Source organism: Paeniclostridium hominis (genome assembly GCF_014306135.1).
GTDB lineage: Bacteria > Bacillota > Clostridia > Peptostreptococcales > Peptostreptococcaceae > Paraclostridium > Paraclostridium hominis.
Window position 1 is genome coordinate 1,264,698 of record NZ_JACRWD010000001.1, and the last position, 19,964, is coordinate 1,284,661.

Annotated in this window: 21 protein-coding genes; 2 read left to right on the forward strand and 19 right to left on the reverse strand. The window is 28.9% G+C overall.

Translation table 11 applies throughout. The features are described from left to right. Positions 1 to 319: 319 nt before the first annotated feature. From H8891_RS06045 to H8891_RS06060, 4 genes are all read right to left on the reverse strand, one after another. A complete protein-coding gene (locus H8891_RS06045; protein ID WP_187005615.1) occupies positions 320 to 2,605 on the reverse strand; it encodes a type IV secretory system conjugative DNA transfer family protein in 2,286 nt (761 codons plus the stop codon). Further along, entirely contained in the window at positions 2,598 to 2,867 is a 270-nt protein-coding gene (locus H8891_RS06050) for a hypothetical protein (protein WP_187005616.1), read from the reverse strand. Before H8891_RS06050 ends, H8891_RS06045 begins: the two co-directional genes overlap by 8 nt. Positions 2,868 to 2,878: 11 nt before the next feature. Continuing rightward, positions 2,879 to 3,319, reverse strand: a complete 441-nt coding sequence (locus tag H8891_RS06055) for a hypothetical protein (RefSeq protein WP_187005617.1) — start codon at positions 3,317 to 3,319, stop codon at positions 2,879 to 2,881. 252 nt (positions 3,320 to 3,571) lie between these two features. After that, positions 3,572 to 3,721 carry a hypothetical protein gene (locus H8891_RS06060; protein WP_187005618.1) on the reverse strand — a complete coding sequence of 50 codons (150 nt, stop codon included), beginning with the start codon at positions 3,719 to 3,721 and terminating at the stop codon, positions 3,572 to 3,574. Between the two features lie 205 nt (positions 3,722 to 3,926). Here H8891_RS06060 and H8891_RS06065 point away from each other — a divergent pair, with 205 nt between their 5' ends. Together H8891_RS06065 and H8891_RS06070 are read left to right on the forward strand one after the other, a co-directional pair. Then, positions 3,927 to 4,556 (forward strand): hypothetical protein, encoded by a 630-nt coding sequence (locus H8891_RS06065; RefSeq protein WP_187005619.1) that lies wholly within the window; start codon positions 3,927 to 3,929, stop codon positions 4,554 to 4,556. A gap of 9 nt (positions 4,557 to 4,565) precedes the next feature. Further along, positions 4,566 to 5,210 carry an AbiTii domain-containing protein gene (locus H8891_RS06070; protein WP_187005620.1) on the forward strand — a complete coding sequence of 215 codons (645 nt, stop codon included), beginning with the start codon at positions 4,566 to 4,568 and terminating at the stop codon, positions 5,208 to 5,210. 45 nt (positions 5,211 to 5,255) lie between these two features. On the opposite strand, the gene H8891_RS06075 is transcribed toward H8891_RS06070, so the two are convergent. The 15 genes from H8891_RS06075 to H8891_RS06145 form a co-directional block, all read right to left on the reverse strand. After that, complete coding sequence (locus H8891_RS06075; protein WP_187005621.1) at positions 5,256 to 6,704, reverse strand: hypothetical protein; 1,449 nt, start codon at positions 6,702 to 6,704, stop codon at positions 5,256 to 5,258. A 65-nt stretch (positions 6,705 to 6,769) separates the two neighbouring features. After that, positions 6,770 to 11,242 (reverse strand): phage tail tape measure protein, encoded by a 4,473-nt coding sequence (locus H8891_RS06080; protein WP_243207770.1) that lies wholly within the window; start codon positions 11,240 to 11,242, stop codon positions 6,770 to 6,772. A 255-nt stretch (positions 11,243 to 11,497) separates the two neighbouring features. After that, entirely contained in the window at positions 11,498 to 11,830 is a 333-nt protein-coding gene (locus H8891_RS06085; RefSeq protein ID WP_187005622.1) for a hypothetical protein, read from the reverse strand. A 20-nt stretch (positions 11,831 to 11,850) separates the two neighbouring features. Next, the gene (locus tag H8891_RS06090) at positions 11,851 to 12,366 is read right to left on the reverse strand and encodes a major tail protein (RefSeq protein ID WP_187005623.1); all 516 of its coding nucleotides are present in this window, start codon (positions 12,364 to 12,366) and stop codon (positions 11,851 to 11,853) included. 57 nt (positions 12,367 to 12,423) lie between these two features. Beyond that, a complete protein-coding gene (locus tag H8891_RS06095) occupies positions 12,424 to 12,963 on the reverse strand; it encodes a major tail protein (RefSeq protein ID WP_187005624.1) in 540 nt (179 codons plus the stop codon). 47 nt (positions 12,964 to 13,010) lie between these two features. Next, positions 13,011 to 13,349: a hypothetical protein gene (locus H8891_RS06100; RefSeq protein ID WP_187005625.1), complete on the reverse strand. Its 339-nt coding sequence runs from the start codon at positions 13,347 to 13,349 to the stop codon at positions 13,011 to 13,013. A 4-nt stretch (positions 13,350 to 13,353) separates the two neighbouring features. Beyond that, positions 13,354 to 13,737 carry an HK97-gp10 family putative phage morphogenesis protein gene (locus H8891_RS06105; RefSeq protein ID WP_187005626.1) on the reverse strand — a complete coding sequence of 128 codons (384 nt, stop codon included), beginning with the start codon at positions 13,735 to 13,737 and terminating at the stop codon, positions 13,354 to 13,356. Continuing rightward, on the reverse strand, positions 13,737 to 14,054 hold the full coding sequence (locus H8891_RS06110) for a phage head closure protein (protein WP_187005627.1): 318 nt from the start codon (positions 14,052 to 14,054) through the stop codon (positions 13,737 to 13,739). The genes H8891_RS06105 and H8891_RS06110 overlap by 1 nt, the downstream gene beginning before the upstream one ends. Further along, positions 14,054 to 14,362 carry a head-tail connector protein gene (locus H8891_RS06115; RefSeq protein ID WP_187005628.1) on the reverse strand — a complete coding sequence of 103 codons (309 nt, stop codon included), beginning with the start codon at positions 14,360 to 14,362 and terminating at the stop codon, positions 14,054 to 14,056. The genes H8891_RS06110 and H8891_RS06115 overlap by 1 nt, the downstream gene beginning before the upstream one ends. Further along, complete coding sequence (locus H8891_RS06120; protein ID WP_187005629.1) at positions 14,362 to 14,604, reverse strand: hypothetical protein; 243 nt, start codon at positions 14,602 to 14,604, stop codon at positions 14,362 to 14,364. The genes H8891_RS06115 and H8891_RS06120 overlap by 1 nt, the downstream gene beginning before the upstream one ends. A 51-nt stretch (positions 14,605 to 14,655) precedes the next feature. Beyond that, on the reverse strand, positions 14,656 to 15,789 hold the full coding sequence (locus H8891_RS06125; protein ID WP_187005630.1) for a phage major capsid protein: 1,134 nt from the start codon (positions 15,787 to 15,789) through the stop codon (positions 14,656 to 14,658). A gap of 86 nt (positions 15,790 to 15,875) precedes the next feature. Next, positions 15,876 to 16,475, reverse strand: a complete 600-nt coding sequence (locus H8891_RS06130) for an HK97 family phage prohead protease (RefSeq protein WP_187005631.1) — start codon at positions 16,473 to 16,475, stop codon at positions 15,876 to 15,878. Next, positions 16,468 to 17,709: a phage portal protein gene (locus H8891_RS06135; RefSeq protein WP_187005632.1), complete on the reverse strand. Its 1,242-nt coding sequence runs from the start codon at positions 17,707 to 17,709 to the stop codon at positions 16,468 to 16,470. The genes H8891_RS06130 and H8891_RS06135 overlap by 8 nt, the downstream gene beginning before the upstream one ends. 14 nt (positions 17,710 to 17,723) lie before the next feature. Then, entirely contained in the window at positions 17,724 to 19,412 is a 1,689-nt protein-coding gene (locus H8891_RS06140) for a terminase TerL endonuclease subunit (RefSeq protein ID WP_187005633.1), read from the reverse strand. Next, positions 19,412 to 19,912 carry a phage terminase small subunit P27 family gene (locus tag H8891_RS06145; protein ID WP_187005634.1) on the reverse strand — a complete coding sequence of 167 codons (501 nt, stop codon included), beginning with the start codon at positions 19,910 to 19,912 and terminating at the stop codon, positions 19,412 to 19,414. The genes H8891_RS06140 and H8891_RS06145 overlap by 1 nt, the downstream gene beginning before the upstream one ends. Positions 19,913 to 19,964: the final 52 nt, after the last annotated feature.

The following is a 19,964-nucleotide window of genomic DNA, read 5'->3' on the forward strand; positions in this document are numbered from 1 at the left end:
ATGTTAACATCTCTATTTTATTATTTTTTAACCTAATGAAAATTAAATTTACACAACTAAGCTGGAAGCATATAAAAAATAAAATTTTATATTAGGACATGCACAATTTAACCTACTTTTTTCATACACTCTATTAAGCAAGTGAATAGCAAGCGTAAGCGTTCTAAACTTGTTTAGATGTAATGAACGACCAGCTTAATCGTTTAGAGTGGTCTTGGGCTCAGTCTGTTCAATTTTATATATACATATAAATCATTGGAATTTCAATTTTTTCACAAGATGTGAACTTATATAATTAAATAAAAAACTACCCACAATTTTAAGCAGGTAGTTTAGCTACAAAAGAACTATAGTTTGTATCTTCATTTTTTATTAAACATAATGCATTATATCTTTCTAATTCCACTATATCAGTTTCATCATAGCCATCTTTTTCAAAGTGAGTTCTTAATTCATTAAATGCCTTAACATCACAACCTGATATAAGTAGAAATGATGATCCACTTGCTAATATGGCATTTTTACACTTACTAGTACATTGGCTCAAATAATGCATAGCTAAAGTTGGCACAAGATTAAATTTTCTAGACTCAACTAATATATTTTCCATAAGTAGCTGACAATTATAGCTTTGATGTATTTCATTTACGAATAGCTCTGTTTTTACTTCAGTAGCTCCTAATTGTTTTGCTAACCATATTTTACTTAAATAGAATGTAGCTATAACATTGCGAATTACTCTAGAGTTAAATTGTTTTTCAGGAATTTTAATTAATATCACTTTACCCTGATTTATAGCATCTACAAAGTCAATATTACTAGAACTATCTTTAGAATAAGCAATCTTAGTATACATATTAGTCTTAAGCCATGATACTCTATCTATGATACCATCAATTTTAGAATCATAGTTTTCTACACCAGATTTAGTAGTTTTAGTTAAGTCTCTAAGATCATCTAATTCATCAACTAATATACTTTTTGCATTTTCGCTTAATTGATTTATTAAATTTCCTCTCTTTCTAGGATTAGTCAGTATATCTATTACATCTTTAAAGCTTGCGTTTTCTTTAAGATAAAATACTACTGTACCTGCTGCATAAAGGTATCTTAGCATTCTAGGGGTTAATTTTGTGTTATCATCATTTATAGCATCTAATAATATTTGAATTTGTTCTGACTTTTGCATAGCTATAGCTATTTTAGAATAATCATCTAAATTTGGATTTATCTTGTGTTCATTAAATACGAACGATTGGAGTTGATTTATGTTAGAGCAGTCTATTTCTAATAATTTATCAGGTGGAGTTATAGCTTTTATATTGTTAGCTAATTGACATTGATCTATATAATCAATTACTATAAGTCCTCTATTTGCTGCAATAATATCTTTAGCCATATTTACCATATAATAATCTTTACCGGCTCCCATACTTCCTAATAATACTCTACCTAATCTTGATATCTGATTATCTGTAGAATAATATGCTTTCTGTATTGTATCTTTGCATTTAACCGTTCCTATTCTAATCTCTCCATCTTCGAGACACTTAGGTATTTTACGCTCTAGTACTTTATTATGATTTATCATTTTATACTGTTCAATTAATTCTCTACCTGGTAAGCTAATAAAATTCTGACACTCTTCTACTGTAGTCTTATTTATAGCTACATTATTAATAACTGGTCTCATAATATCAATATCTTTTTTAACTTCCTTATAACGAAATTCATTGTCATCTGATATAGATTTAAAGCTGTTACACATACTTATTCCTATTTCTTTTTCCTTCTTATTATTTTTAGATTTAGATATTACTAGAGTTTGACTCTTACATATATCTCTACTAGCTTTTCTTTTAGTGCTACTAGATGGTATTTTATTAACATTAAGAAATAGTTCTTTCTTTTTGGCTTTTTTATTAGATTGAATGCTTCCTATAAAGTCCTCAAAATAAGATATTATAAACTTTAAAGCTCCTATTCCTATATCTGCTATATCTTTAGTTTTCTTAAGTGAATGCCCTTTTTCAAACTTCTCTATATTGTCTCTATATAACTTTTTGAAATAAGTATCCTCTCTATCTCCTGTTGGTATAAAATTATAGAATATTCCCGTCATGTCATCGTTATCTAAGATATCTATAACTGCCATATTAGCGTTCAATAAATCATTACTTCTTTTGTCTACATTGAGACTTAATATATCATTATGAGTATACGTTAACTCATATTTTGAACATGAATTGATATCTATAGGTATGTTATCGACTTGTTTAATCTCTATATTCTTCCAGCATTCTCCGAACTTAGTTCTAAATTTCATGTTATGGACTGTAGGTACTATAAAATAGAATTGTACTTCTTCCTTAGTAATATGGATATAATAACTAGATTTCATGTAACTTTGTATTATAAGTTTCTTATCTTCTCTTTTAATTAACTTATCTGCCTTAATAAACATTTTGTTAACTAATGCTGCTATTGAATCTGTTGAATTATTCTTATTTGATTTAGTAGGTATTAGTTGATATATTGAATATTCTTCTTTTTTAATCTGGATATATTTACTAAGTGACATTGATTTGACTTGATTCTTAAACACCTAGAATCACCTTCCCTATGATTTGTATTATAAGATGTATAGCCCATGCTAATATTGGTATATCTTTTCCTTTCTTCCATCCGAATATAAATAATATTGCAGCTACTAATCCAGCTATTAAACATACATCTGAGCTTAATTCTGTTATAGTAGTTATTAATTCCGTTAAAAACTCATTCCATTTATTTGAGAAAAACTCTTCTACTCCTTTAAATGGATTAAAGTTCCATTCTACATCAAAAGTTTGTTTAAAAGGACTCATATACATACCTCCTAAAATTTAAAATCATATAAAGTAGGATAAAACTCTAAAAACAAATAACCTATCCAAAATTGAATACCTGCAAATGATGCTTCTCTCATGTTCCCACCATTCAATAAGCAAATAATCATTTCCTTGATTCCCATTCCCATACATGCATATTTAGCTAAATATGTTAACTTATCTATGATAGTTATAGCCATATCTCCTAATCCGCCAGTAGCATATACAGTTATAGTACTTGAATTAATTAATATTGTAATTAGAATTACTAACCTCTTATACATCACTTTATTTCTCTTGATGTGTCCTATGAATTTATCAATTAAAAGTACATCTTCTCTTGAATAAAAATCACATTCAACTAATTCAACTTTTTTATACTCTCTAACTTTAGAAACTTGACCACATACCATTTCAGTTATTGTGTTACCATTTACTAATATCTTCATAATATGATCCTCCTATTTTGGTTATAATAATCTCATAGAATTTATCTGGAGGTGTTTAAGGATGATGAATCCTCACTTGTGGAAAGCATTAGGCTGGTTCTCTTTGGTTGGAATCTTAGATTTAATTCAGAATTCATTACATTAATTAAAGGATATCATAGATATTTATAGAATATATTATCGAATTATATTTTTTAATTCACTTGAGGTTTGGACTCTATGGACTGCACTCCTGGAGTCCTTTAATTTTAATTAAAACTTCCATTCACCTTTACGTTTCATTTCTTCCATTACTAATTGTTTAATAAAAGCACTTTGACCTATCATTGCCGAATTATCTTTGATGTAGTTATAAATGCTTAATTCCTCTGGTGTCTTTTTAAAAGATACAGGTATTCTCACTTCCTCGCTTCTTTTTTTTGACATGTGAGTTATCACCCTTTCTCAACTAAATTTGATTGTGTTTGTTTGTTCCTAATACATTATATGTGTAATCGCACAAAAGTTGCTTGGACAAAAACATTTAAGATGAATTATTCTATATTGGAATTTTATGCTAATATATATATAAGAAAATTAATTGATCAATAAAAAGGGGGTCATTCTTATGTTTAGTAATCGTATTATGAGAGATAAAGTAGATTTATTAAAATTAAACGGTGATGTATATAAAGATATAAAATCTTGCGTACAAACGAATTTGATTTTAATAAATGATATATCAATTCCAATAGAAGAAGGAGATACACTAGTTCGTATATTACCAAATAACCTACGCGAAAATTATATAGTAAAAGATAGAGGTTTTATTTCTGGAATGGGAAGTATCCAATCTCATTATCAAGTTAAAGTTGAAAAAGAGAATATTCATAAAGAAAAAATTACATCTTCTTCTATAAATAACTTTTATGGAGATATCTCTCATTCTCAAATACAACAACATGTTCAAAATTCAACTCAAACTATGAATATGAATGAAGTTTATGATAAAAGAGAAGAACTTAAAGCTTGGTTAAATGATACGTTAAAGCAAAATTTATCAAGTATACCTTTAGAGTCTGCTAAATTAGATACTATTGAAAATATTTTAAAAAATGTAGAATGTGAACTTGAAAAAACAAATTCTAAACCAAGTATTATAAAATCAGGACTTGCTTCTATAAAAACTGTATTAGAAGGAGCATCTGGGAATTTACTTGCTTCTGGTTTAATCTATCAATTATCTCAGTTTCAATAGGAGGTTTATATGTCAAGCTTAGTATTAGAATTACAACAAAAGTGTTTAGATTCAAATATTTCAGTTTCTGATTTGCTTAGACATGCATTAGTATTATCTAAAAAGTTATATATTAAAGATGCTGAAAACTGGATTTATGCAGAATTAAATGGATATAAAGATATCAATATAGAACTTCCTAAATATAGAGTACTTAAAGGGGAATGTTTAGCTCTTAACATTTATAGTGGCGTTTACATACCTGTTGTACTTAGCAATGATAATGAAGTTGAGTTTTTAACAAAACTTAAATGTAAAAATTCTTTACCAGAGTTAGAATACTTAGTTAAAGAAAATAATAGTTTACAGCACTTGACTTTATCTTACCCTGAAACTTTTGAAAATCATTTAAGAAATTCAACTGGATATGATTTTAAATATGTATTATCTGTTGGAAAATCTAAGGTTAAAAATATATCTGACAATGTTAAGAATAGAATACTTGAGTGGTCTTTAGATCTTGAGTGTAGTGGCATTTTAGGTGAAAATATGACATTTACAAGTAAAGAAAGAGAAATAGCTACATCTAAAAATTATACATATAATTATTTTTATGGCAATATAAGCGATTCTCAAATACAACAAAACTCAGATAATTGCGAACAATCAATTTAATACTATTGAAAAAATTAGGCTATAAATACTCAAATTAATGAATATCTATAGCCTCTCGATTTTATAGCATGATATATTATCCTTGCATGAAGTTCTTTTATCTGTTATTAAATTGTACCCTATTTCTGCTAAATATTTATTTAACTGTTTAGTTTTATTATAGTTAGCTCCTTTTACAGTGTTAACAAACTCTCTTAATTGATTTACTGTTACAATTTCATATTTATTATCTTTTCTAGCTAATAATCCAAATGACATTACATATCTATCTATGTAAAATTTTACTTTATCATCTTCATCTAAATCAAAATGTTCTATGAAAAACTTATCTTCAACTTTATTATTGTACTCATTTAAAAGTGTATATAGTAGCTTTAAAAATTTAGTATTTAAGTATTTATAATTAATTTGATTTGTATTTTTGAATTGAATTATAGGTTTATAAATATCTACACTTAAATTATATATAAGATTTGATAGTGTTTTATTATTATCTAATTCTGTAGCTATCAATTTAAATTGTTCACTTCTTTTATCACATAAAACTATCATTTCAAAGAGTTTAATAAATTCAATATCTCTTACATTATAGCTGTCTTTAGATAAGTATAACATTCTATCTGTTTTAGCATATTTATTTAAAGATTTCATCATTGATTCTTTAGCTTGTTTTCTATTTGAATTGCCGAATGCACCTAAATAATTACCATCTTCATCAAATTTACTTAGTGTTTCTCTCTGCTTTTTCATAAGTATAGAATCTATTTTACTAACTAAGTAACCTAATATATTGTTAGAGTCATTTTCATCACCATCTATAGTATAATAATCTGATTCTCCTATTTTATCAATTAAAGTTTTTCCATTGTCATCTTCTTTATAAGCGTTCATTTCAAAACTTATATTGTCTTTATCTACTTTTCTAGTCATGTTTTTCTTCTCTTTTTCATCCCAATAGTATTCTAAATAATATCCCTGATTGTCATGTTGATATAATTGTTTTCTTAATAAATTTTTAATAACGGTGTACATCATAGCACACATTGCATTTATTTTTTCTTCGTCTTTTAGTATTTCTTTAAAATCTTCAACTGAATTTACTGTGATTCCTCTTTTCTCTAAACTACTATTAAATTTACCATTTACTAAATCATTTAAAGCTATGTAACCTAAAACTCTTGCTTCTTGTAAGTATTCTTCTTTTCCTTCATCGTCCCAAATTGAACCTTTATGTAATTCTTTAACTATCTTTTCTACAGTTCTAAAAAATAGATCAAGATAACTTTCTTTTTCAAATTCTCTATGTCTAATATAAGTACCATATACCATTTCATATTTTTTCTTTTTAGCGTTATATGCATACTTTTGTTTCCTACTTTCATATGCTTGCCTAATAATTTCATCTATTATTCCTTTTTTTATTACTCTATCATCTTCTTTTAAATCTCTAAATCTATCTAATTTTAATAATTCATCTATATTTATTAAACCCATTTTTGTACAATCCCCTTTATAATTTAATTTTACATAAAAAAAAGAGGTATAATTAATATACCTCTCTATCTTCCATTGAGCTTACTCATTATTTCTTGGGCTATCTTTTCAACTAATCTATTTTCCAAACTTTTTAAATCATTAACTAAAGACTCATCGGCATTTCCTTCGATATTTATCATAGGTGCATTAATATTTATAGATACTCCACCGCTACTTTTCTTTTTTGAATCTTTATTTTTTGAAACCTGTTTATTTCTATATCTATCTGAATAATAATCTATTCCAGCCAAAGATAGAGATCTTGTATTAACTCTATACTGTCCTACTCCTAATTGACCTAATACATTAGTCATATTTTTCATAGTTTCTATAGCTATGTTAAGATTTTCTATTAGTTCTGACTTTATCAAAGTTCCTATACTACTTAACCCGTCCCCATATTCATCAACAAATTCAAGCATAGCATCTTTTAAACTAGAAACCTCTCCGTTGATATGTTCAAAAACTCCACTTTCTAATGTCTGATTTATAAAATCTCTTAAAGCATCTGGTTCTAGTAAGTTATCTAATTCATTCTTAGCTTTATTTGCTTCAGCTTCTATTCTATGTATTTCATCATCAAAAGCAGAGTTTATATCAGAGTCGATTTTAGACTGAACTAAATCTTCTAATCTTTTTTGTTCTGTTTCTATTTGTTTTAATATCGAGTCAAGCTTTTTCTTAGCGCCTAATGAATTATCTCCTGATATATTATCATATTGCTTTTGTAAGTCTTTGATTTTATTTAATTGATCGTTATAATCATTTTCATAATCAATTTGTTTTCTTACGTCATTATAAGCATCTTTTTGTTTGTTTATTGCATCAATTCTATTTTTAGACTCACTATCAATTAATTTCTTTCTCTTTTCAATCTCTTTTCTTAATATTTCAGTTATCTTTTCTTCTACTGATTTAGTAGTTCTCAATTGCTGCTCTAATATCTGTTGATCTTCACTACTTACCTTAAATGCGTCTATAGATGATCTTATTGCGATAGGCATATCAAATGTATTATTACTTGCAAATGTTCTAGCCTGATTCATAGCTCTAGTTACGGTTTCATTTATAGTTTTATTTATTTGAGTCTGAGTCTTAGTAACATTGATAACTCCACGAATAGGACTACTATATGCACTCCTTACTCTATTCCAATCTGATATAGCTTGATTTGCCATCTGTCTAGTTGAAGTGGTAACTCCTCGATACATATCACTTGCACTAGATTTTGCACTTTGAACCATTTTTTGTGCTGACTTTGAAACTCCATTGTACATATCACTTCCTGCTTGTTTAGCTATTTCCGCCAGTTTAGTAAATGATTGTTTTGCTCCGTTGTACATGTTAGTAGATTCTTGTTGTATAGACTTATTAGCCTTCTTAAAATCTGTGCTTGTATCTGTTGCTACTTTAGAAGTGTTTGTCTTTGCATTTTTAGCCATTTTATCAGTGTTAGTTTTTACTGAATTTGCTGCATCTTTAGTGTTCTTATCGGCATTAGATTTAGCATCCTTAGTATTTTTATCTACGTCTTTTGCCAAGTCTTTAGTATTCTTACTAGCCTTATCTTTTGCCTCTTTAGTGTTTTTGTCTATAGCTTTTGATCCTTCTTTAGTTTTGTTATCCATGTTCTTTTTCATGGTTTCCATCGCAGAAGAAACGTCTTTTTCAAGAGTCTCAGTATTTAGTTTTCCATTCGCTTGCATTAACTTAAGATTATTCATAACCTGAGTTGTTGCTTCATCTACATTCATTCCTTCTTTTATACCTTGGAACATCATTCTTGTGGTATCATTCATGGCTTGAAGCGTAGATATTTGAGTTGAATCCATAGTTGCTAATTGAGTTGCTACTGTAGATGCTGCTTGTTTATAATTTCCATCAACTATAGCTGGAACTTGACTTAGTATAGAATCCATTGTTGTAATACAACCATTTAATTGTTCATCAGTTGCATTACGCATTTGAGATAATCCTCTAGTTGTTGTTAGAGTTAACTTATCGGCAGCTTCTTCTTGTAATGCTATTGTTCTATTATTATAGTCATCCCATGCCTGCTTAACAGTTTGCCCTCCTGGCCCGTCTATACAAGCTGCTATTAAATCCATACCTAATTGAGCTACATTTGCTAACTGAGAAAAAGTAGCAGCCCATATTCCTGATATGAACTCACAAACTCCTCCAACTATAACCCCAAGACTTCCAAATTTGTCTTGAAGCATTAAAAGTGTATCTGAACTATCTCCAACAGCTATAGCAAGTAATCCTAATGCAGCAACTACTGCTGGTAATGCAATTGAACTTAACGCTCCCATTGCACCTGATAATAAGCCTGCTGTTGCACCTGTCCCACTAAATGCAGTTGCAATTGTTCCAACAGCAGTTATAGTACTACCAAATAAAATTAATAAAGGTGGTATTACTGCTGCTAATCCAGCTATAGCCAATATTGCAGTTTGAGTTCCACTATCTAATCCTGCGAATTTTTCAGATAGATTAGCTACCCATTCTGCACAACTTAAAATAGCAGGCATTAAGTTATTACCTATAGTTACCGCAGCATCAATCATCTTATTTTTCATAATTTCTAATTTAGAAGCATTTGTATTATATCTAGTTTCTGCTTCTTTAGTCAGTGCATTGTTTTCTTCCCATGCACCTGTTCCTATTTGTAATGCTTCAGAGAATACTCCACTTGCACCTGCTGCTCTTAACAAAGAGTCTCTTAATCTAACCTCAGAGATACCCATATCATCTAAGATACCTATTGCACTTAAACCTCTTTCTTCAGCACTTCCTAAACCTTGTACAAAAGATAATATTGCACCTGCTGCATCAGTTTCAAAAGCCTTTTTAAAATCACTAGCACTCATACCAGCAACTTTTGCAAAATTATTTAACTTCTCTCCGCCTTTTTCAGTAGCTAATTGCATTTCTATCATTACTTTAGAGAAAGCACTACCACCAGCCTCAGCTTCAATACCTACACTTGATAGTGCTGCTGAGAAAGACATTATTTGTGCTTCTGTCATACCAACTTGACTACCAGCTCCAGCTAATCTTAACCCCATAGCAACAATATCTGCTTCTGTTGTAGCCATGTTATTACCTAATGCAACTACTGTACTACCTAATTTATCAAATTCACTTTGAGGCATACCAGTAATATTTGCTAATCTAGCTAAAGAAGATGCTGCTTCATCTGCACTTAAGTTAGTAGTATCTCCAAGCATTACCATAGTTTTAGTGAAACTTAGTATACTTTCCTTTTTAATACCTAATTGTCCGGCAGCTTCAGCTACTCCAGCTATTTCAGTTGCAGCAGTTGGCATCTGCTTAGATAAGTTTCTAATACCATCTTCCATGTTTTTCATTTCAGAGGTTGTCATATCTACTGTTTTTATAACTCCCGTAAATGCAGATTCAAAGTCTAAACTAGCTTTAGCAGATGCTACTCCAACTCCACCTATAGCTAATGTAATAGGCATTAAGTCTTGTCCTACACCCTTTATATTTTGCCCCATAGTTTTCATATCAGTTCCAACTCTATTAAAAGGCATTGTTCTTAATTCATTACTCAGTCTATTTACATCTGCTACTGTATTATTTAATTCAGTTTGATATCCGTTTAATGAATTTTCATTTTGTTCTATTTCCGTTTCTAGATGATTATAACTATCCTTTAACTGTAAAAGTTTAGTCTTTAGTTGTAACGCCTCATTAGAATTTTCTCCATATGAACTTTTAGCTTGATTTAATTCTTGTTCACATTTATTGATAGCTTGCCCTAGTTCATTATGTTCTAATTTAGCTTTTTCTAATACATTTCCTATTTTAGATATTTCTTGTTCATATGCATTTATTTTAGACTTTCCACTATCAATTTGGCTTGATAATCTATCCATTTCATTGCCTAATCTAGAAAAATATCCACCGCTTTGTTTTAATTCACTAGCTAATCTATTAAATTCAGATTCAGCTAAAGTAGCACTTTGGCTTATTTTAGCTAATTTATCATCTAAAGTTTCTGTTTTTTGTCCTAACTGTTGAAATTCTTGTTGTGTTTGATTTAATTCTGAAGTAAGTTTAGATATATTTGATTCGGTAGAGTTAATATCGCTCCCTAATTTATTAAGTTTTTCACTATTCTTTTGAACTAATTCCGCTGTCTTATTCCATTCATCCGACCCTTTTTGATTAGCTTGTTCTAGTTCATTTAATTTACTAATTTGTTTTTCTACTGTACTTTCTAATTTAGTGTATGCTTCCTTTTGCTTATCTAATTTCGTTGAATATAAATCTAATTGTTTAGATGTTTTTGTTATCTTAGCATCTAATCCCACAAATGTCTTTTCGAATCCTTCTACACCTTTCCCAGCACTTTTAAAATCTCTATCTAAGTTTTTAACTTCTTTATTAATTGCCGACATTTGTTTAGCAAAAGATCCACTTTCTAATGCTAACTGTACGGACAGTTTACTAATTACATCACTCAATTTATCACCACCTATTGTAAAAAAATAGGGATACAACCCATATGAGCTATATCCCTACTTATAAAATCTCTCTACTATCATAATTTTTATTATTTTTAGATTTACTTGGACTATTAAATTTCACATGTACATCTATCATCTTAAATAAATATCTAGGTGTTATTTCCCAAAAATCTACATGATTAAACTGAAGTACATGATAAAATAAATATTCTAAATAATCAAAGTCCCAATCTTCACTTTTGTTTCGAGGATCTATTTCACCTCTTCTGACTTTCCCTCATTAGATTTTGGCATACTCACTTCTGCTAACTTCGCTATATATGTAAATATATTTTCCATCTCTGCAAAAGTAATCTTATCTTCTATAGATGCTCTTTTTATTTGCTTATGGCATCTTTGTATTGATTGTACAACTATCTCTAAAACTATATTTAAATCTTGTTTAGTTATAGCATTAAATATATCTTGCATAGACATTTCTATACCTTGCTTTCTCATTTCTGCTTGTACATTTGCTAAACATCTCATGTCCATTTTCCCATTATAAATTTGTTCTGCTAATACTATTTCAACTGTATTGTTCATATATCATTACCTTCCTTTTTCTATATTCTCACTGAATCAAAAAATGACTCGTCGCAATTATCCATGTAATAAATTTTCCCATCATTATGTTCTATATCAAATTCTACGTCTATATTTTCTTCTGTCGCAATCCCATTTTCTATCGTCCTAGCACCAATATTTACTGGCTTAAAAATAACTTTATATAAGCAGTATCCTAATTTTGAGCCATCATACCTTTCTTTATTAAACATTAATGCTAAATATGGAGAAGTATCTGTAGTTGTTACAGTAACTTTATTTTTTTCTACTGAATGTCCAAAAAGAAGATTATACTCATCTGTAGTCAACCCCATAACTGATAAAATTCCAGATCCTCCTTCAAAATTAGTAAATCTTATATTTCTTTTACCTGCTTTTTTAATTTCTGTTTTAAAGTCTAGTTGTGCCTCTATACTTTTTGCGCCTTTTATCCTTATCGGTGTATAGTATCTATCACCGTTTAATTTCGCAACATATATATTATCTAACCCATACATCACTTTTTGTTCTATCATCTAATCACCACTTTCTACACATAAAAAAGAGGTAGATTTAACTCTACCTCTAATATATTATTCAGCTGGATTTACAGGTACTTTATCAAAGAAAGTTGGTGTGACTTTATCTACATAATATATTTTTCTATCAGAAGTTTCTCCTATTGTAAACTCTAATTCTATAGGTTCTTCCTCAACCTTACCTTCTTCCATTGTAGTTGCGGATATTGAAGTTGGTTTAAATTTAACATTATATAAACAATACCCTGTTTTAGTTCCGTCTAATTTCTCTCTGCTAAACATTAATGCTACTGCTGGAGCAACATCGTTTGATTTTACTACATATCCATCTGCTCCAACTTTAGTATGCCCAAATAAAAGATTATATTCTGTTGAAGTTAAAGATAAAACTCCTAAAGTTCCTTCTCCTCCTGCAAAACCACCTATTCTTGCAACTTCTCTATTATCTGCATAGAAAGGAGTATGTTCGAAACTTAATTCTGCCTCGACAGATTTCCCCCCTTCTATAGCTACTGGTGTAGCATATTCTCCATCTGTTAATTTCGCCACATGTATATCACTAAATCCGTACATTATTTTTTGTTCTAAACTCATATTATTATCACCGTATCCTTTTTATTTTTTAATTAAAAAAGACGCTCTTATTGAACGTCTGCACTTATAAATTCTTTATATATGAAATCTAAATTTTTTCCAAAGTAGTCCCCATCTTGTAAATCTCTACTATCATCAAATTTAAATCTATTCTGTTTCATTAATTTCTTAACTTCTTTATATAACTTTAAATCAGCAGGATTTGTATACCAATAATTCAAAGCTATATAGTAAGTTTCTGATAAGTTTTTATTATCAAATCTATCCGTATCTTTTTCATTGTAAATATTAAATAAAATATACTTATCTGATTGTTTTCCACACTTCATGTAAAAAGTTGGTATATTTAATGGGCTTAAAGCGTCCTTAATTTTTTTATTAATCACTTTATCACCTCAATTCACTTTTAATTACTTCTTTAATTGCCTCATTAGCATCCTTAACCGAGTTTTGAAATCCTCTTTTCATAAATTTCTTAGCTAGCATAACACTTGTTCCATTCTCTTGATAATAAAAATATCTTGCAACTTCCGAGTCTGCATTCAAATTACCTATATCAATAGTTCTATTAGTTCCCGATCCTTTAAGATTACCTTTTTCTATACTAGCTTTTAATTTACCAGTTTTACCTTCTGGTGCTATTGATATAATTTCTTCTTTAATTATATCCGCAGATTTATCTAATGCCTTATCAGCCATTCCTCTTTGAGCCTTTTTTTCCAACTCCAAGAATTTAGATAATAAATTATCCATTCCGTTGCATTTTAAAGCCATTATTCAACCCCCTCTATAGTAAGTTGAAGAAATTGACCATCTTCTAAAATATGTACATGCCTTATATTGTACCTTTTATTTTTATATAGTAGAAATTTATCAGAATCTATATTTCTCCTTTTACGACATATTACATGTAAGGTTAACTTTGTAGTTGCTTTATCTGCACTCATAAACTCCTTAGTTCCTTGAGTTTTTACTTTAGCTCTTAATTTATATATAGTCTTATAGTCTGTTATTTCAAATCCATTTACATCAGTTATAGTTGAAAAATCCTGTATCTCTATAACTTGTCTTAATTCGCCTGGATTTATCATTACAACCACTTCCTATACATATCTAAAATGGACTTTAATATAAAGTTAATACGATTATTATCATATCCAAATGCAGCAGAACGTCTTGAATAAAAATCTGAAACTAACACTAGTATGGCTATTACTATAGAGTCTATATCATCTAATTGCTCAACTGTTAGAGATGTATAATTCTTAATATAATCTTTCGCAGCATGCAAACATATCTCTATAAGAAAATCATCTTCCGTAAACTCCTCCTCTATATTTAGATGCTTTTTACAGTGTGATATATTTATAGTTGAAAACTTAGCTTTCTCATCATTCATTAGTTATCAACCTTCTTTCTTCTACCTCTAGTTTTAGATTTTGATTCTGCATTTATATAGTCAGGAACATCTACTATCCCTTCATTTTCTTCAACATGATTATGGTTACAAGGTGCAGCCAAATTAGCTTTTATAAACTGATTAGCTAAATCCTCATTTATTCTATGATGTTCTCCTCTTACATAAGCACATGTAGAAACATGTGAAAAATTTCTAAGTATTATTATAGATTTAGTTGCCATTGCATCACCTCCAAATGATATTAGAGGTAGGATATTTCACCTACCCCAAATTTAATTTACACACTCTAAATAAGCCACTGCTTCACCTAATAATCTTTTTATATCTAATCTAGCATTAGCTTTTATAGCAGTAGAATCATTTAAAAATCCAACGGATGTATCTTTTTGTATAGTTAAATTCTTTCTTAAACCAACAACTATAGCCTTATTGAGATTTGCAAATAATATAGCTTTCTTATTTTCTCCAGCATTTAATCCTTCTACATAATCGTTAACTATTACAGGTTTTCCTAGTAATCTGTAAGTTTCTCCAAAAGGAACATCTGCATATGAATTTACTAAAAGAGGTCTATCTTGAGAATCTTTTAATTTAGATAATGCTTTACAAGTTTGATCATTTAATATCCAACATGCATCTTTTCTATAAGCCAATGGTAATGCATGATATATATCCACTATATCATCTGCGCTTATTACTCCATTAGATGATTGAACTACCTTATGAGCTCCTTCAGATTCATTTACACCATCTAATCCTTTTAATTTTGAATTTCCTTTAACTATTAATTTATCTAAACTTCTAGCTAGCGAATCAGTCAACTCTTGCTTTAAAAATCCTTCTAAATCATAGTCATTATCTTCTAAAATTTCATTTGATGCAATAACTAAGTTCGTTATCTTTTCTGAATGTAAATCTACAGTTTCAAAATTTTGTTTCTTTGCAACATATTCTCCTAGCTCTTCTGTTAATACGAATTCTCCTAAATTACCTTTTGCAACAGGAATAACATGATCTCCTTTTACAGTAATCTTTCTCACTTTAGAATATAATGGAGATACATACTCTAGTCCCTTTAGTATAGAATCTGCATATGTAGTTTTTATAACTTTACCATCTGTTCCTTTAGTATACTCATTAGCTCTTTCTTCTAATTTTATTTCATTTCCGTTTTTTATTTCACTTCTTAACTCCACTTTATCAGCGCCCTTTCTTTCTTCTATTTTAGTTTCAACTTTATTTAGCTTAGCAACAGTTTCTAATGCTCGTATTTCTTCATCTATTCTTTCAATTTCAGCTTCTTTTTCCTTAAATAATTTAAGATCAAAACTTCTTTCTTCTTTAGTCATATTAGTCATTTCTTCTACTATTAAATTTCTATTTTCTTGTAATTGTTTTATTTTCATAGTAAATTCCTTTCAATTTATAGCCCCGACCGACTATTACCATTATTTCTTTTGCATAAAAATAACACCCTAGTTCGAGTGCTTTATTATTTTAATTCATGTAATTTTACTTTAGCTTTGTAAAAATCCATATTTACTTCTTCTTTTTTAGGTAGTATTTTACTTAATTCTATACTTCGCGCTTGAACAGTAGTATCATTATAAGCTCCAACACTAACCAGTGATATTTCTTCTAAATTTAAATCTGTTATTGTTCTTATTCTCATATCCTTTTCATCATAAGTCCAATTGTCTTCCACTCCCCAGAATCCAAAACTAAACTCTCTTAATATTTTAGATTTTATTAATTCATAACAATCTTTATTGAGTTGAGTTGCTGGTAGTTCTGCTCTCATCCATAAACCTTCTTCTCGTTCTTCAAGTTGTAATGTTTTAGACTTCATACTAGCCATTAAGTTGTTTGAGTTATGATTGAATAATAAAAATATATCTTTGTTATTTTCTATACTTCTATTTATAGCTTTTTCAAATGTTCCTTTTGCTATTATTTCCTGAAATTCACCCCAAATAACTTTACTTTTTTGACCTACAACATTAACTATACCTTCTATAATCATCTTATTTTCAGTGTTATCAATTGCCCTAAGTTCTATGTCAAAATCATTTCTAAATTCGAGTTTATTCATATTCCTCTATCACCTCTTTCTTAATATCATTTAATTTTGTAACTGATTGAGTATTCCATTTCTCACCATTTTCATCAATAATCATATTGAACTTAGATAGTAGTAATGTATCTGCACCTTTAATTGATTTCTTATTTAACTTATTTCTAGCCTCGTTTATAGTAAATATGCCACCTTCAACACCATCTTTATAATATTTCATTTCAGTAGATTTATCAGTTCTTAACAAATTATCTATATTAAATTCAAAAAAATACTCACCATTTTTCTCACTTTCAAGCAGTAAATAATGATTAAATACCTCTTCTACTTGTCTAATGTATGCTAATAAACAATACTTTAAAAAATATAAATCACTTTGCTCACTTCTATTAGCTGTGCCTTTTAACATATCAGGAGGGACTTTTAATAATCTTGCTATTTCATCAACACTAAATTCACTTGATTTTAATGCCTCAATATCGCTAGGGCTTAATGAAATTGGCATAAAATCTATATCTTTATTTAAAACCATAACTGTACCATTAGATTTTCCAGCAAAAAACTCTCTCATTTTAGAAGTTAAGTTACGTTTATCATCAGCATTCATTTCAGAAGGCACTTTCATCATCCCTTTTATAAATGCACCATTTTCAAGAGTTGCGCCCTGGTATTGATTTAATGAATTTGCTATTCCTAACACATCTGAACCATGTTCAAGTATTCCCTTACCTTCTATCCCATTTTTACTGTATCTAGCTAAGTTTATCATTTCGTAGTTATTGCAAGTCATTTCCCTATCCCCTAATTTAAACTCATATGTACAAGATAAACCATCTTCAGTCATATACTTTTTTGGCTGAACATCTTCAACTAAATGCAAACTCGATATACTGTTTCCTTTTCTTTGAATATATAAATATCCATTACCCTCTAATATAGCTTGTCTTAAAAAAGTATCTTTCATATTAAATGACGATGTACTTTGATTACAAGCAACATTTAGTAGATAGTGCAATTTATCATCACTTACCCTTACTTTTGATCCATCTTCTAGCCTATGATATTTGTATATAGGTAAACTAGCTAATGTCTCAGATATTAAGGATAATCCATTATTTAATGCACTTATCTTCAGAGCAATATCTTCTTTAGTATCAGAATATCCATCAAACCCTGTTTTACTAATATCAGAACTCATATCTGTCTCTACTTTATCTTTCTTACCACTTATTAAATCTCTAAGTAATCCCAATATTTCACCTCCTTCTATCCTATGAACACTGAATAATCTGCTTTTTTAGTATTTAGTTCATCTATAATAGCAAAACAATTTAATGTAGCCGCCAACATATCTATCTTAAATTGGCTATTCCTTTTACTAATCATTGATAAACTTCCACTAGGATTCCAAACTTCTTTAGCATTACTAACATTAAGCACAAATAAATCATTATCAACAAATTTAAATAATCCATCTGCGACTGATTCTTTCATTAATTTTGTAGGTTTATGTAACGTTAAAAAACTTTGTTCAATTTCAACACATTTATATCCTGCCTCTTTAAACTTATCTACTGATGATGGAGCATTGTGTTTATCGTAAGCTATATATTTAATATTGCAACCTAAATTTTCTTCCAACTGAAATATAAAATTTTCTACAAATCCATAACTTATTTTATTTTCTCCACAGCCAAAACAATTCTCTTTTTCTATAAATCTTCTATAGTCAACCTTTTCTACTTTACACTTCTCTTCTATCTTATTCTTAGGTATAAAACACCAGCTCTGAGATATAAAATCATCTTTATCTTTAGTCATAACTACTACGGATGTGTTGTCAAAACTTAAACTTAAATCTAATCCAACTATTACATCTTTATCTTTCCAGTTATATCCATCTATTTTACATGTCTTTATATCATCAACACTAATATATGAATGTCCAATATTGGAATTAACCCACATATTCAGTATTCTATTCTTAAACTCTGACATAGCCCCAGGTAATTCTAATGCCTTTTTAAACTCACCTTCTAAGAATTTAATACCTTTTTCTAGTGTCATTTGAAGTGGAGATGCTTTAATCCATAATTTATGATTATCTAGCCATTCACCAGTTTTTATATCTTCCTCATCAAGCTCAAACATTAGTGAAAACATACCTTCATCTTCTAATAGTCCATCTAAATTCTTTTTATGTAAATCACACAGATCCCTCATAACATTAATTTCATAAGGATATCCTGTAGATATATTTATACTCAATCTTTGTCTAGTTGACATCTGAGATAATTTTAATGCTGATATTAGATCATGTGTTTTTTGATTTCCAACCTCATCCATAACATAACTCGATAATAATAATCCTTGTTCATTATTTGCTTCACCAGATAAGTTTTTAAGTATTGCTTCATTATGCAAACAAGTTATACTATCTCTTTGTATTTTAAATAAAGGTTTAATATAAGGACTATTTTTAATAATTTTCTTAATATCTTCTTTAATTAATGCTGATATATTTCTAGTTAACCCCCCTAATGCATGTTGTGAGAATTTATCTGCTGTAAGCAGTATTAATATTTCTAATAAAGCACTCAACACTGATTTAGCTGACTTTCTACCCATTAACAATGTAACATCTTGAATCATTCTTATTCCTTCATAATCTACAAATCCCCATATATTATCTAGTATAAAGAATTGAAATCCTGCTAAATGATCATAAAATGGCTTTCCTTGTACGCCTTCTCCTGTTCCAAAGTTTATATTTTGAAGTAAACTATGTAATATTTCTATCTCATTTAAGTCAAAAAAATAACCCTCTGGAGGATTTTCTAATCTATCAATATATCTTTTACACTCTAGTTTTACATATTTATTTGCTAAAAACCTACCTTCAATTACATCTAAAGCCCATTTATAAGACTTTAAATCTTTATATGAATCATACATTATGTATCACTTCTCTTTTTTAAAGCTTGAAGTACAGGATTTTTCTTTTCTTTCTCCTTTTCAACATTGATAATACTTAATTTAGCCCTTGATGCAGGTGATAATCCTATCTCTGATAAGAATTGCTTATATATAGAATTATACTGCTTGTATATTTTTGTAGCTGGATGCTCTATTAAACTTTCACTACCCCTATCAGATAACTTTGTAATTATCAATCCTTCTTCTTGTATAATTTTATTGGCTTGAGCCATTTTAACATAAGCGTCGGCTACCGTAGCAACAACACCTATATCAACATTAGTAAGTATCTTAGCATTTTCAAGTTCCTTAACTAGTTTCTTATATTCTTTTTTTCCGTCCTTACATAACCATCTAGGTGGTATATTAACTTTATCAGAATTACCTTGTAAAGTTTGTTCTGCTAATTTTCTATTTTCAATTTCTTCTTTTGAATATCCTCGACCTAGTAATTCTACTGGTTTACTTGGCATTGCCATCTATTTCACCTCGCTTATATTTTTACATACTAAAATAGAGTAGACAAAATCT

Excerpts from the sequence above, each read along its gene's own strand:
- H8891_RS06120 (WP_187005629.1), bottom strand. The coding sequence starts at position 14,604 with ATGGCAACTAAATCTATAATAATACTTAGAAATTTTTCACATGTTTCT.
- H8891_RS06110 (WP_187005627.1), bottom strand. The coding sequence starts at position 14,054 with ATGATAAATCCAGGCGAATTAAGACAAGTTATAGAGATACAGGATTTT.
- H8891_RS06115 (WP_187005628.1), bottom strand. The coding sequence starts at position 14,362 with ATGAATGATGAGAAAGCTAAGTTTTCAACTATAAATATATCACACTGT.
- H8891_RS06090 (WP_187005623.1), bottom strand. The coding sequence starts at position 12,366 with ATGATAGAACAAAAAGTGATGTATGGGTTAGATAATATATATGTTGCG.
- H8891_RS06085 (WP_187005622.1), bottom strand. The coding sequence starts at position 11,830 with ATGAACAATACAGTTGAAATAGTATTAGCAGAACAAATTTATAATGGG.
- H8891_RS06050 (WP_187005616.1), bottom strand. The coding sequence starts at position 2,867 with ATGAGTCCTTTTAAACAAACTTTTGATGTAGAATGGAACTTTAATCCA.
- H8891_RS06105 (WP_187005626.1), bottom strand. The coding sequence starts at position 13,737 with ATGGCTTTAAAATGCAACGGAATGGATAATTTATTATCTAAATTCTTG.
- H8891_RS06130 (WP_187005631.1), bottom strand. The coding sequence starts at position 16,475 with ATGAATAAACTCGAATTTAGAAATGATTTTGACATAGAACTTAGGGCA.
- H8891_RS06095 (WP_187005624.1), bottom strand. The coding sequence starts at position 12,963 with ATGAGTTTAGAACAAAAAATAATGTACGGATTTAGTGATATACATGTG.
- H8891_RS06145 (WP_187005634.1), bottom strand. The coding sequence starts at position 19,912 with ATGGCAATGCCAAGTAAACCAGTAGAATTACTAGGTCGAGGATATTCA.
- H8891_RS06140 (WP_187005633.1), bottom strand. The coding sequence starts at position 19,412 with ATGTATGATTCATATAAAGATTTAAAGTCTTATAAATGGGCTTTAGAT.
- H8891_RS06125 (WP_187005630.1), bottom strand. The coding sequence starts at position 15,789 with ATGAAAATAAAACAATTACAAGAAAATAGAAATTTAATAGTAGAAGAA.
- H8891_RS06070 (WP_187005620.1), top strand. The coding sequence starts at position 4,566 with ATGTCAAGCTTAGTATTAGAATTACAACAAAAGTGTTTAGATTCAAAT.
- H8891_RS06075 (WP_187005621.1), bottom strand. The coding sequence starts at position 6,704 with ATGGGTTTAATAAATATAGATGAATTATTAAAATTAGATAGATTTAGA.
- H8891_RS06065 (WP_187005619.1), top strand. The coding sequence starts at position 3,927 with ATGTTTAGTAATCGTATTATGAGAGATAAAGTAGATTTATTAAAATTA.
- H8891_RS06055 (WP_187005617.1), bottom strand. The coding sequence starts at position 3,319 with ATGAAGATATTAGTAAATGGTAACACAATAACTGAAATGGTATGTGGT.